This window comes from Myxococcales bacterium, from assembly GCA_012517325.1.
In the GTDB taxonomy this organism is placed as follows: Bacteria; Lernaellota; Lernaellaia; order Lernaellales; family Lernaellaceae; genus JAAYVF01.
In genome coordinates this window covers 15,305-27,903 of sequence record JAAYVF010000067.1, presented here as the reverse complement: position 1 = coordinate 27,903, position 12,599 = coordinate 15,305, and the positions used below count along the sequence as shown (strand labels likewise).

The following is a 12,599-nucleotide window of genomic DNA, read 5'->3' as shown; positions in this document are numbered from 1 at the left end:
CGGATTCCTGGGCCGGTAACACGGGTTCGAATCCGGTTGGGGTCGAGCGGATTTTCTGCATCGAAAAGCGCTTTTCTTAAATCCGCAATTGACCGAAACTAATTCAAAAGCAGTGGAGACGGCGATGGTCAAATGCATCATCTGCGGCCAGGAAGCGGAAAAATTCGCGCCTTTCGGTTTGAAACCACGGCCGGCGAAGTGCCCGCATTGCGGTTCCTTGGAGAGGCATCGGTTGGTTTGGCAAATATTGCGGCACTATTCGTTGCTGTCGCCTTCACACACACACACACACACACACAATTTCTGCATTTCGCGCCGGAAAAATGCCTTTCGACCCATTTGCGGGAAAGGCTCGGCGATGGCTATTTATCCGTCGATCTGACACCGGGAGCCGCCATGCGCGTCATGGACATCACCCGTCTGGAATTGCCTGACGCGTCGGTGGACGGAATTCTGTGCAGCCATGTTTTGGAGCATATTCCGGACGATCGCCGGGCGATGGCGGAAATGCGGCGGGTGTTGCGCCCCGACGGTTGGGCGATCGTCATCGTGCCGCTGCGCGGCGAGCGCACGATCGAGGAGGCGGAGGCGTCGCAAAATCCGGCTTTCTCGCGCGAGAAGGATTTCGGCCAGGCGGACCATGTGCGGTACTACGGCCGGGACGTGGTCGAACGGTTGTCCCAGGCCGGTTTTCGCGTGGAAACCTTCAACGCCGTCGATCGGTTCGGTAAAGATGAACTGGCGTATTTCGGCCTGAAAAACGAGCCGGCCTTTTTATGCCGCCCGTCATCGACGGACTCCCCGTCAGAATAGCTCGACAACCAACTCATCATTAATAAAAATGGCGGTTTGAAGCTCAAACCGCCAAAAAATATTATATAATAAATGTGTCAAGTAGCTAAATCGGTTGTTTTATTCCCGGTTCCCGAATCAAGTAGGTTAATATCACAGTTTCTTGAAACTCCACGAATGCTATTATAACTAGCACCGGAAACGATATTAATTCCTCGTCCTCTTCCAGTAATTCCTGTTGTTGTCACGCTATTTACGATAATATCAATTGAATTATAACAAGCACTTGCCGATGCAAGGACCAAACCATCAAGATAGCCACTTGTTGTGATCGCATAGGTGTACGTGTCGATCAAAACTCGATAGAAACTAAATTTAGAATTAATGCTGATACCTTGAGCGTTTTTCGATGCTGCACCGGTGATATTCCAATCGTTGATTGAAAGATCCCAAGAGGAATAATCTGCCATGAAATACGTTGGACAAAAATGATTTGTTAATCCTGTTGTTAACGTGGGTTGAATTATAATTTTGCATTTACTGGCATTTATCCTGCTGACGTTGGTGATAACTCTAAACAAACAGTAATAAAGGGAGGAATCGCCTGTCCCGGTCACTTTTAATCGACCGGCGAGGGTAATATCAGAGGCATTGGTCATGAGAAATTTTTTATCAGTGTCCAAATCAATTATCACACCGCCATCCGCTTCTTCGAAATGAATGGATTGGTCCGTTAAAGGCATCACATCTTCCGTCTCGGAATAGGTTCCGGAGCAGACATAAATGCGTTTGCCGGTGCCTTCCGTTGCCAGAGCCGTGGCAATCGAGGTGTAATCTCCGCCGCTCGAACTGACGATGGCATCGTATTCCGGGAATCTGGCGATATGACTTGACATCTTTCACCTCCAAGCAATCGGGTTGCAATGCAGTGGTATTTCAGTCCGCCCGGACTGAAACCACTTTCCAAAAGTGCGAGAGCCTATTCTCTCACACGAATTTTATCGGGATTATTTTTCTGAACTGACCTGGATAATAAAGCAGGTGCTTATTCTATTTTCGGCCGGAATAATCCAAATCTTTTCAACTATTGTGCTGAATGAAATAACAATCAGACGCTGGCGAGCCGTCATTTTTATCAATTCGTGTTATTGGCCGGCCAAGAATGGCAGCGCCGGAGTCAGAATAGCTCGTCCACCAGCCGGCCGCCCTCTCTGACCAGCCAGGTCGGGAAATCGGGCGGCGGAGTTTGCGCCGGAGCGGTGAAGGTCGCGTGCCAGAGATCCGGATCGGCGTGGCCGGCGGAACCGGCGTAGGAATAAACCTGAATGCGTTCGACGCCCGCCGCCTTGGAAGCCGCGATCTCGTCGGCGAGCACTTGCGGGTCGGTCATCTGGCCGGAAACGCCCAGCGCGATCGAGGCGCGGTCGCCGAAATATTCCACCGTCGCGCGGGCGTAGTCGTAGGCGAAGTAAGCGGTGAAATCGAGCGGCAGGTATTCCTCGTAGGTCGAGGAATAGACCATCGTCGAGACCTCGTGCCATGGCACGCCCGAGATCGGCACATCCAGCAAATCCTGCAGCGAGGCGTCGCCGTCGGCCAGGTCGTCCAGAACGATCGGGTAGGTGACGACCATCGTGCGGAAGCCGCGCTCGTTCAGGTCGGCCACCAATTGGGCGTATACATCGACGGCGAAGGCGAAGCGTTCCGGGTTCCAGTTGGCCAGGAGCAGCGTGAGCGCCTCGAGGTACTGGCCGTTTTGCACGTACTGGTTGAGCTGGTTGATGCGGTTGATGTCCATTTCCATGTCGACGACGATCCATTCGACCGGCAGCCCCTCGGCGGCGAACCAATCGGCATAGGCCAGCGCCTCGGCGGCGAATTTTTCGGCATTCATTTCATTCGCCCAATAGCCGTCTTCGTAGGGTAAGAGCACCCAGGCCCGAACCTCGACCCCCGCGGTTTGAGCCGCCAGCAGAAAATCGCGTAGGCCGTCGGTTCCCAGGTCGGTGTCCATGATGCCGAGGAAGAGGGTCAAACCGTCAGCGGCGAAAACCGGCAATTGCGCGGTCAGCCAATCCCAGGAGCCCGGACCGCCTTCCTGGTAATAGCCGTAAACGGGAGACGGCGGCACGTAGGTGTCGTCGTTGTCGTCATTGTCATCGTCATTGTCGTTGTCGTCGTTATCATCATCATTGTCGTCATCGTCGTCGTCATCGTCATCGTCCACGGAATCGTTGTCGTCATTGTTATCGTCGTCATCATCATCGTTGTCGTCATTGTCGTTATCGTCATCGTCCGAGGCGCCACTGTCGTTGTCATCGTCGCCGGAAGAGGAACAGGCGAAGAATGTCGCCACAATAAGCAATAATGCGGTCAGAAAAGCCCAGGCGCGCATATTTATACTCCCCGGACGGGTCGGCGGGATGCGGCGATCCGACGCAATGATTATAGTGCGATTATAGTTCGCGACCACGATGAAGAAAAGGAACGACCATGAACCAGCAAGCGACCTCGCAACTACCGCCGGCGGAAGCCGTTTCGCTGGCCGATCTGGTGGCCTACCAGGACGGCGGCATCGTCAGCAAAACCCTGATCCGCAACGACGCGGGCAACCTGACGTTGTTCGCCTTCGACGCCGGGCAGGGCCTGAGCGAGCACATCGCGCCCTTCGAGGCCGTGGTGCAAGTATTGGAAGGCCGGGGCGAGCTCACCATCGCCGGCAAAACGATCCGCGCCGCCGCCGGCCAGACCGTCCTCATGCCGGCGCACGCGCCCCACTCGGTGCAGGCCCCCGAACGGTTCAAAATGCTGCTCATTATGATCCGCGGCTGAAACCCCCGGCGCGGATTCCAATTCCAGGCCGACCAGGATGCCCTTTCCGAAAGACGCCGGCTCGGCTAAAAAGGTTAGCGGATGTGACCAACGGGAAAGGGCGGACCACCATGACTCAGAAAACAATCTGGTTGACGATCGCGGCGGCTTTTCTTCTGTCGTTTCTTCTGGGCGGCGTTTTCGGTTGCGCCGATGACGATGATGACAACGACAACGACGACGACGACAACGACGATCAATCGCCGGCCGACGACGACAACGCCGACGACGACAACGACACCACGATCGACGATGACGACGATACTTCCCCGCCGGCATTCTCCTGCGAGGAACTCGGACTGCCGGTGCGCGAGTTCGTGGACGCCGAAAACAGCAGCGCCCTTTACGCGACGGCCGCCGACCTCACCCTGCCGACGACCGCCGGCGACTGGAACTTCAAGGAAAACTTCACCGGCTGCGAGACCTATCTGTTCATTCAGGATCTGCCGCGCCAATGCCAGGGCTGGCCGATCGACCTGTGGGCCCGCGACGTCGCGCCGTTCCTGATGGCGCTGCCGGCCAACGTCCAGGTGTTCTACCTTTCCTACGAGCCGGACGCTCCCGAGCGCCAGGCGGAACTGGACGCGCTCAAGGCGCAGGTGGACGAATACGTCAATTCGCTGCCGGCCGAGGAAGCCGCGACCTGGGCGCGCCGGATCCACTACGTGACCGAGTACGCGAAGGATCTGCCGGGCTGGGTGGGCGAGCTGATGTACAGCCCGAAGTGGGGCGTCGGCGTCGACCGCTTCCAGCGCATCCGCTACATCGGCAGTTACGCCGACTACAACCGTTTCGACTCCGGGATGGGCTGGTTCGCACCGAACATGAAGATGGCGGCGAACGAGCCGGTCTATTACAACTTTGAGGCCGAGCGCGAGGACCGGCTGGCGGCGGAAAACGCGACGGTCGTCCACGTGTTCGATACCGAGGATTGGGCGAGCGGCACGGGTTACGCCGACGTGACGCTGCCCGACGCGACGACGATGGCGACCTTCGACACGCTGGAACTCGACCTGTACCTGGGCTGCGTGGGCGACGGCGAATACGGCGACTGCCCGGCCTGGGATTACATCGTCAACCTGTACCTGTGCGACGAGGTCGACCCCGACACCTGCGACGTCGAGCTGGGCCGCTGGATCACCACCTATCACCGCGAGGGCCGCTGGGTGCACGACATCAGCGGCATCCTGCCGCTTTTGGCGGGCGGCGGCCAGCGCCGGCTGGCGTTCTTCACGTCGCAGCCCTACGAGGTGAAGCTCGATTTGCGCTTCTCGACCCAGGGCAAGGGAGTGCGGCCGGTGTCGTCGACCTACCTCTTCTCGGGCGGTGCGTTCAATCCCGATTACAACACCAATTACGCGCCGATCGAAGTGGCGATCCCGGCCGACGCCGTTCAGGTGCAACTGGCCACGGTCATCACCGGCCACGGCGGCGTGGAGCCAGGCAACTGCGCGGAGTTTTGCAATACGGAGCACCACTTCGTCGTCAACGACACCGACAACCTCCGCGAGTTCCCGGAGGCCGGCAACAGCAACGGCTGCATGGAACTGGTGGACGAGGGCACGGTGCCCAACCAATACGGCACGTGGTGGTACGGCCGCGACGGCTGGTGCCCGGGCAAGGAAGTGCAAATGGTGATGATCGACGTGACCAGCCAGGTGACGACCGGCGCGGACAACACGTTCGAATATTACGCGTTCTACCAGGGCGAGCCGTATCCTTCCGAGGGCGCCAATATCGTGCTGACGTCCTGGGTCGTGGTCTACAAATAGCCCGGGTTCATTGCGGCGCGATCGTGATCGTGTGCGCGGCGGTCGCCGGGTCGGCGGTCACCGTCAGCAATTGCGCGTCCGCGTCCCACGCATAACTCCAACCGCTTTCCGGGTCCGTCGAGGAAACGGTGAAGCCGTCCGGATAATGATAAGCCGCGTTGACGAAGATTTCGGTCTCCGGCGCGGCTTTCTCGTCATTGGTGAAATTCAGCGTGAACGTGAGGGTGTCGACGTCGAAGTCGTAGCCGCCGAGGTGGCCCGCCGTGGCGCGCGGGTAGGGCCGCGACAGGTGCCGCAGGAAGATTTCCTTCGGTTCGCCGGACAGCAGGCAGAGGCCCATCGAATCGTCGTCGTAGCCGTAGGCCCACCAGGTCCAGTGCGCCATCGGCTGGTCCAGAATTTCCATGCTGTCGCGGGCGTACTGCTCGGCGTGCGCGCCGGAGGATTTCAGGCCGGTTTCGCCAATGAGCAGCGGCGTCCGGAAGCGCGCGGTTTCGGCGACGCGCTTGCCCAGGTGCTTTTCGATCCAGGCGCGCGGATAGTCGTAATCGCCGCCTTCCGCGATCATGCCCGGGTACAGGTGCGGGGCGTAGATCAGCTTGTCCGCCTCGATCCGGTCCATCACGCACGGAAAACCGGCGACGCTGATCATCGCCGGCTCGATCATCAGGTAATGCTCCGGGTCCACCGCGCGGATCCAGGCGATCAGCCGTTCGTAGAGCGGCCGCAGCAGTTGATTGTCCATCGTCCAGGGCAGGGTCCGCAGGCCGGCGATCGGCTCGTTGAACAGATCGTAGGCGATGATCCGGTCGTCGCCCGCGTAATACTCCGCCACGTATTCCCACAGCGCCACGAAGGCGTCGAGGTAGGCTTCGTTGCTCCAGAACGGGCCGGATTGCAGCAGCCACTCGAAAGGCACTTCGCCCAGGTCCGAGCAGGTCCAGTCGGGCATGCCCATGCCGCCGCAGCACGACGACCAGTGGTATTGGTGCATGTCCAGAATGACCTTGACCCCCGCGTCGGCGGCGTACTGGATTTGCGGATCGACCAGGGTGGGCAGGTAGTCGTAGTTGTAGACGCCTTGTTCTGGTTCCAGCGCCGACCAGGTGATGAGAATCCGCACGACGTTGAAACCCCAATCGTCGCGCATGCGCTCGTAGTCGATGGGCAACCCGGCGGCTTCGACGGCCATGAAATTGGCGCCGTGCAGGATCAGCTCGCGGCCGGCTTCGTCGTAAAGCGGGAAATAGGACGGCGAGGCGTCGTCGTTGTCGTCATCGTTATCATTGTCGTTGTCGTTGTCATCGTTGTCGTCGTTGTCATCATCGTCATCATCGCCGGTATCGTTGTCGTCGTTGTCATTGTCGTCATCGTTGTCATCATCGTCGTCGTCCGGTGTCGGCTCCGAATCCGAATCGTGGTCGTCATCGTCATCCGACGCGCAGGCGAGCGGTAAAACGGTCAGCAACAGCAGAAGCAGCGTCAGCATCCTACATTTCATCTGGTGGTCTCCATCGACAATCGTCGCAATGACTCGGCATCAAGAGCCACAAGAGCCGTCGTCGCCGTTGTCATCGTCGTTGTCGTCGTTATCGTCGTCCACGGTGTCGTGGTCATTGTCGTCGTTATCGTCGTCGGCCCAATCATCATTGTTGTCATTATCGTTATCGTCATTGTCATTGTCGTCATTGTCGTTGTCGTCATCATCATTGTCGTCATTGTCATCGTCGTTGTCGTCATCGTCATCGTCCGCGACGTTGAGCGGCTCGAAGAAGTTGTCGTAGAGGCGCTGCATCAGATACCAATAACCGCCGCCGCGCGGATGCACGCATTCGTCTTCGATGTAGAAGCGCGCCGGGGAGGGCCGATAATAATTCGGCGGATTCGGGACGCCGTCGGCTTCCTGCAAAGTGCCGAGCAGCTCCGTGCAATAGACCTGGGGATAATCCGCGGCGATATCCGCGGCGATTTGCGTGAGGCGGGCGATCAGCAGGTTTTGATCATAGGTATTGCCGCCGAGCATGGCCTGCCCCATCAGGATGCATTCAAGGGTGTGCTCGAAATTGGGGAAATCGTAGCCGTTCAGCGAAATCCTCAAATTCGGGCGAATCGCCAGCAAACCGTCGATCACCACGCGGATCGAATCCTCGACGATCGGGAAAACCGCCTCGCCGTAGCCGCCCAGCAGATAGCCGTCGAGTAGGTCGTTGCCGCCCAGACTGACCACCGCCCAATCGATTTTGGGATGGTCGAGCAAGTGCAGTTGCACTTCCAGCAAGGCGCCGGGAGACGCCCAGATCGTGGAGGTCGTGCCGTAGATGCCGAAATTCCAAACCTTCGCGGCGACGCCGTGAGTCAGAATCACCCATTGCAGGTCTTCGCACCACTGATTGGCCCAACTGTCGCCGACGGAAATCACGTTGATTTTGGGCGCGGCCGGAGCGCCGGCTGCGATAAGCAACAATCCGATAATTGCCAGTAAAAGAATTCGTGTCCGCATGGCCAACCTCGCCTGCATCGAGATGGCTACTATTTAACCGGTTCGAAGGGCGGCCAACAAGTGGCGAAATAAAAAAGCCCCCCGCCGGGGCGGGGGGCCTGGTTTGCCGGACGTGGAGCCGGTGAACGGCTACTTTTTGGCTTTCTCGTCGGGCGGATAAACGTGCGTCAACGCCAGGGTGACCACGTGCATCTGGTGCTGGGTGACGTCGATGCGCAGCTCGTGGCGGGTGTCGCCTTTTTTCGGGGCCTTGTCGGGATAGGCCTTGGCCGCGTTCATGATGCCGCCGAGCGCCACGGGGTCGTTGGTCTTGTTGTCGACGAGGAACTTGTTGACGTTTTCCAGCGGGCCGCCGATCTGCCAACTGGTCAGCTTGTAGATGGACCGGTCGATGACATAGAGCAGGTCGGTCATCGCCGGTACGTCCTTGCGCAGCTTGGAAATGCGATAGGCGCTGATCAGGCCTTCCAGTGCGTAGGCGTGGTTGCGACGCCGGCTCATGGTGTCGTGCGTGTGCACCATCCACCACGCCAGGGCCTGGGTGGTGTCGCCGAACAGCTCATAGTCCTTCCATTTCGACTCGTAGTATTCGACGAAGGACATGCTGCCCCATTGATAGAAGCCCTTGGTCAACGCGGAATCCGGATCGCTTTTCCAGGCTTTGACCGTGTAGTCCTCGGCGGTGGCGCGCGCCGCTTTTTCGATCGTCGGGATCAGGTCTTTGTAATCGAGGTAGCGCGCGGCCTTGCAGAGGCAGAGCATCGCTTCACCGTCGAAATACGGGCTGGATTTGTCCTTCCGCTTCGCGCTTTCCAGATTGAAGGATTCGGAGAAGTGGCCGTTGTCGAGTTGCATCCAGCGCAGGAAGTGCAGGTAGCCGGTCAGCTTGGCCCGCAATTCCTTTTCGTAGGCGGCGGGGATGTTCTTCTCGACCTGGAGGTATTCGATGATCGACAGGGCGATCAGGGCCACGGTGCCGGTCTCGGTGTTGGCGTCGTTCTGGTACTTGACGGTCAGCGAGCCTTCGGGGCCGGGGATCGTCTGGTCGAACCAATATTTGATGCCTTTGTCCAGCGCGGCCTTGCTTTCCTTGGCCGGTTTGTATTTGTGGCACAACGCCACGCCCCACAGGGCGCCGCCTTGCCGGACCTGGTTGTCGTCGGCGACCCAGGTTTTAGTCAGCCAGTCGTACATATAATTGAAGTTGCCCGCCGGCTTCTGATTGCGGACCAGGAAGCCGTCGCCGAGTTCGAAGGTCTTGGAGAGGATGTCCCGGTTGACCATGAGTTGCATGTAAGGACGGACGTCGGTGACGTCGGCCGGCGGCTCGCCGGTCATGGCGTTTTTCCGGTCGGACCACTTCAGGGCGGCGTGGATTTTTTTCATGGCCGCCGGGAAATCGTCGGGCAGGGTGCTGAAATCGAGCGGGGTTTCGAATTTGCTCTTTTTCTCGCTCTTTTCGGCTTTTTCGCTTTTCTTATGCTTTTTCTCCGCCTTGTGCTCTTTCTTCGTCGTCGCGGATTTGTCACACGCGACGGTCGAGAAGGCGAAGGCGATCAGGATCGCCAGCACCAGGCAGGTGAACCAAGCCGGTCTTAGCCAACGCCATTTCGTCATGGATATCCCCCTTGAGTGGGCTTGGATCGCTCCATCGATCGTTGATCTGGCACGTTTAACCAAGTCAGGGGCAACTGGCAAGCCCCTCCCGCGTTCTATTCGCTTCATTGATTGAGGTAGCCCAGGCTATCGAGCGATCTCTTCAATGCATCGGACAGCTCGTGTTCCTCGATTTTCGCGCGGCCCACCTTGTAAAAAGCGTTGAGTTGTTCCTTGAACTTTTTCGCCAGATCCATCTGCTGGTAGGCCAGGTTGTTCTTTTCGAGCGGGTCGGCTTGCAAGTCGAACATTTCGAAACGGCTGGTTTTCAGGTCGTGGACGTACTTCCAGTTTTCGAAAACCAAACCTTGTTTCCGCCCATAGCGAAATGTCTCGGCGAAAACGACCCGATTTTCCCGATCGGTAAACCGGGGGGCGGAGAGAAAGGGCTTTTTGTACTGAATTCGTTTGCCCTTGAATTCCCTGGGAACCGGCAGTTTGGCCAGGCGGCACAGCGTCGGCGCCACGTCGCTTTCGGCGACGATCGTCGGCAACCTTTGCGGCTTGAAGCCCGGCACGCGGATCACCAGCGGGATGTGGATCAATTCCTCGTAAAGCGTGCGGCTGTGGTAGCGCCACCCGTGCTCGTAAAACTCCTCGCCGTGATCGGCCATGACCACGATGACGGTGTCGTCCCAGAGCTTGAGTTCCTGGAGCTTGGCGAAAACCCGGCCGATCTGCTCGTCGGTGAAGCGGATTTCGCTGTCGTACAAATCGATGGGCTGGCCGCCGAAATTGTAGGGCTCGTGCAGCAGATAATCGTTGTGCGGATCGAAATAATGCAGCCACATGAAAAAGGGCTGGTAGGTGTTCTTTTGCAGCGCGGCGACGGCCAGGTCGCTGATTTCCTTCGCGGTGCTGATTTCGTCGGGCTCGCCCTTCTCCATCACGGAATAATCGTAGGTATCGAAGCCCTGGTTGTAGTGGTATTCGGGTTCGAAAATGACGTGGCTGACGAACGCCGCGGTGTAATAGCCGTGCCCGGCGAGATATTCGGCCAGGGTCAGAAAACGTTCCTCCAGGGGCTGTTCCCACTTGATGATGCCGTGATCGCGCGGCGTCAGCGAGGTGAGGATCGAGGCGACCGACGGCATGGTCCAGGGGCTGTGGCTGTAAGCCCGTGTGAACACGGTGGCTTCTTTCGCCAGTTGGTCGATCGCCGGGGTGGTCGGGCGTTGGTAGCCGTAAGCGCCGACGTGATCGGCGCGCATGGTGTCGACGACGATCAGCAAGATATTCGGCCGCGGCTTGTCCGCCTTTTTCGCGCAGCCGGTTTGCGTCACGGCAAGCAGGGGCAGGAGAAGCAGCAACAGGACGCCGGTCGGCGCGGCGGTCGATTTGGCGAAGGGGTTTTTCAGCCACGGCAGCTTGTCGGTAAGCTTCGCCCACAGTCCCGTGTCGCGCAGATTGACGGCCAGCAGGTAAACGAACAGCACCAGGTAGCAGCAGGCGAGCAATTCGTCGAAGCGGATGTATTGCGCGTATTGATGGCTCTGGGTTTGGGCATTGAGATACCAACCGGCCGGCACGAGGAAGGCGGTCAGCGAGGGCACCAGGGCCGGCTGCCACGGGCCGTCCCGATCGGTTCGCCAGAGCGGCAACAAGGCCAGAATCGACCAGTAATAATGCGAAGGCACCAGCAGGATGAAAAATACGGCCGAGGAAAGCAGCACGCTGTTCAAGCGGCTGCGCCGCCACACCGCCGCGAGGAACAGCACCAGGTAAAGCGCCGCCGCCGCGTAATACCACCCCTGTTGCCGGCGATAAACCGACTTGCGGGGCGCAGTGCCTTTTTCGAAATCGTTGTCACCCAACCGGTGGGTGAACAGGTGTTTCAGGCCGACTCGCCCCTCGCCGAAGGTCATTTCCCAGTTGTGGGTGGCGATCTTTTCTTTCCATTCCAGCCACGCGCCGAAGCCCTTGTTCGAAAGGGAGCCGATGCCCAACCCGACCACGCAGAACAGGAAAAAGGCGATGGCGAATTTCCAGTAAAACTTGTCGAGCCGTCGCTCGCGGAGCAGTTGCCGCAACGCGGGGAAAGCCAGGCCCCCGGCGAGAATCAGCGGAAAAACCCGCGCCATGGTGCCGTAACCCAGGCTGACGGCGGCGGCGATCGGCCAGCGCTTGCGCAGGAAACAAACGCCGAGGGTGATGGCGGCGATCCAGTCGTATTGGATATAGCCGCCGATCAGGCGCGGCAGGTTGAAGGGCAACAAGGCAAAACAAAGGAGCACCAGTAGCGCCGGTTCGACGCCGAAAGCCCAGCAAACCCCGACGAACAGGAGCGCGTACAAAACCAGGTCGATGGAGGTGGCCCGCAATAACTGGCTGCGCCGGCGGATGTCGAAGGCGTTGCTGAACACGTGGCCGACCGAGTTCCAGAACGGCGTCGGATTGTAACCGCGGTCGAGAACGATCTGCTGCCAGATCCGCGGCGAAGCCATGGGAATGAAGACCGCCAGATCCTGTTTGAATTGTTCCCAACGCTCCGGCGTGAAGGCGGGCAGGGGCTCGTCCGGCACCAGAGCCTCGACCGAACGGACTTCGTAATCGGTCATGTCGCGCAAGCGCATGACGTTGCGCAGGCGGTTTTTCATTTCGCGATCGGCGACGATCGTCTGCGGATAGAGTTCGGTGTAGCCGACTTCGGCGAAGTACTTCGAGCCGAGGTAGTAGTGATACATATTCCAGGCGCGGATGACGCCCCGGTCGTACATCCGGGCGAGCGGCACGGCGGTGACCTGGTACAGCGCGCCGATGACCAGGACGGCGAGCGCCAGGGTAAACGCCCAGCGCTCCAACAGGTTGCGCGGCCGAATGAAAGTACGCACCGCCAGGTACAGCGCGGCGGCGCCGCAGGCGTAAAAGCAGTAATTCAGGCTGATCAGCCGATGATGGCTCTTCAATAAAAGGTAGCTCAACACCGCGAACGCGCCCGCCACGGCGAACACCCACCAGCGGCTGTTCGCCTTCGCGGCCGTCCATCGCTCACGCCAATTCATCGTCAC

At 58.9% G+C, this 12,599-nt stretch carries 9 protein-coding genes; 3 read left to right on the top strand and 6 right to left on the bottom strand.

The annotated features are described in order from the left end of the window. Positions 1 to 132 precede the first annotated feature (132 nt). A complete protein-coding gene (locus tag GX444_11800) occupies positions 133 to 813 on the top strand; it encodes a class I SAM-dependent methyltransferase (protein ID NLH49270.1) in 681 nt (226 codons plus the stop codon). 77 nt (positions 814 to 890) lie between these two features. Here GX444_11800 and GX444_11795 read toward each other — a convergent pair whose 3' ends face one another. Together GX444_11795 and GX444_11790 are read right to left on the bottom strand one after the other, a co-directional pair. After that, positions 891 to 1,688, bottom strand: coding sequence for a hypothetical protein (locus tag GX444_11795; GenBank protein ID NLH49269.1), 798 nt, complete (start codon positions 1,686 to 1,688; stop codon positions 891 to 893). A 281-nt stretch (positions 1,689 to 1,969) separates the two neighbouring features. Then, the gene (locus tag GX444_11790) at positions 1,970 to 3,187 is read right to left on the bottom strand and encodes a hypothetical protein (GenBank protein NLH49268.1); all 1,218 of its coding nucleotides are present in this window, start codon (positions 3,185 to 3,187) and stop codon (positions 1,970 to 1,972) included. A 98-nt stretch (positions 3,188 to 3,285) separates the two neighbouring features. Here GX444_11790 and GX444_11785 point away from each other — a divergent pair, with 98 nt between their 5' ends. After that, a complete protein-coding gene (locus tag GX444_11785; protein NLH49267.1) occupies positions 3,286 to 3,624 on the top strand; it encodes a cupin domain-containing protein in 339 nt (112 codons plus the stop codon). A 110-nt stretch (positions 3,625 to 3,734) separates the two neighbouring features. Beyond that, positions 3,735 to 5,435, top strand: coding sequence for a hypothetical protein (locus GX444_11780; protein NLH49266.1), 1,701 nt, complete (start codon positions 3,735 to 3,737; stop codon positions 5,433 to 5,435). A 7-nt stretch (positions 5,436 to 5,442) separates the two neighbouring features. On the opposite strand, the gene GX444_11775 is transcribed toward GX444_11780, so the two are convergent. From GX444_11775 to GX444_11760, 4 genes are all read right to left on the bottom strand, one after another. Continuing rightward, positions 5,443 to 6,936, bottom strand: coding sequence for a glycoside hydrolase family 5 protein (locus GX444_11775; GenBank protein NLH49265.1), 1,494 nt, complete (start codon positions 6,934 to 6,936; stop codon positions 5,443 to 5,445). A gap of 39 nt (positions 6,937 to 6,975) precedes the next feature. Further along, positions 6,976 to 7,935 (bottom strand): SGNH/GDSL hydrolase family protein, encoded by a 960-nt coding sequence (locus GX444_11770; GenBank protein ID NLH49264.1) that lies wholly within the window; start codon positions 7,933 to 7,935, stop codon positions 6,976 to 6,978. Between the two features lie 129 nt (positions 7,936 to 8,064). Further along, the gene (locus GX444_11765) at positions 8,065 to 9,552 is read right to left on the bottom strand and encodes a hypothetical protein (GenBank protein NLH49263.1); all 1,488 of its coding nucleotides are present in this window, start codon (positions 9,550 to 9,552) and stop codon (positions 8,065 to 8,067) included. A 104-nt stretch (positions 9,553 to 9,656) separates the two neighbouring features. Beyond that, on the bottom strand, positions 9,657 to 12,593 hold the full coding sequence (locus GX444_11760; GenBank protein ID NLH49262.1) for a sulfatase: 2,937 nt from the start codon (positions 12,591 to 12,593) through the stop codon (positions 9,657 to 9,659). Positions 12,594 to 12,599 lie beyond the last annotated feature (6 nt).

Excerpts from the sequence above, each read along its gene's own strand:
- GX444_11780 (NLH49266.1), top strand. The coding sequence starts at position 3,735 with ATGACTCAGAAAACAATCTGGTTGACGATCGCGGCGGCTTTTCTTCTG.
- GX444_11795 (NLH49269.1), bottom strand. The coding sequence starts at position 1,688 with ATGTCAAGTCATATCGCCAGATTCCCGGAATACGATGCCATCGTCAGT.
- GX444_11790 (NLH49268.1), bottom strand. The coding sequence starts at position 3,187 with ATGCGCGCCTGGGCTTTTCTGACCGCATTATTGCTTATTGTGGCGACA.
- GX444_11760 (NLH49262.1), bottom strand. The coding sequence starts at position 12,593 with ATGAATTGGCGTGAGCGATGGACGGCCGCGAAGGCGAACAGCCGCTGG.
- GX444_11770 (NLH49264.1), bottom strand. The coding sequence starts at position 7,935 with ATGCGGACACGAATTCTTTTACTGGCAATTATCGGATTGTTGCTTATC.
- GX444_11765 (NLH49263.1), bottom strand. The coding sequence starts at position 9,552 with ATGACGAAATGGCGTTGGCTAAGACCGGCTTGGTTCACCTGCCTGGTG.
- GX444_11775 (NLH49265.1), bottom strand. The coding sequence starts at position 6,936 with ATGAAATGTAGGATGCTGACGCTGCTTCTGCTGTTGCTGACCGTTTTA.
- GX444_11800 (NLH49270.1), top strand. The coding sequence starts at position 133 with ATGCATCATCTGCGGCCAGGAAGCGGAAAAATTCGCGCCTTTCGGTTT.
- GX444_11785 (NLH49267.1), top strand. The coding sequence starts at position 3,286 with ATGAACCAGCAAGCGACCTCGCAACTACCGCCGGCGGAAGCCGTTTCG.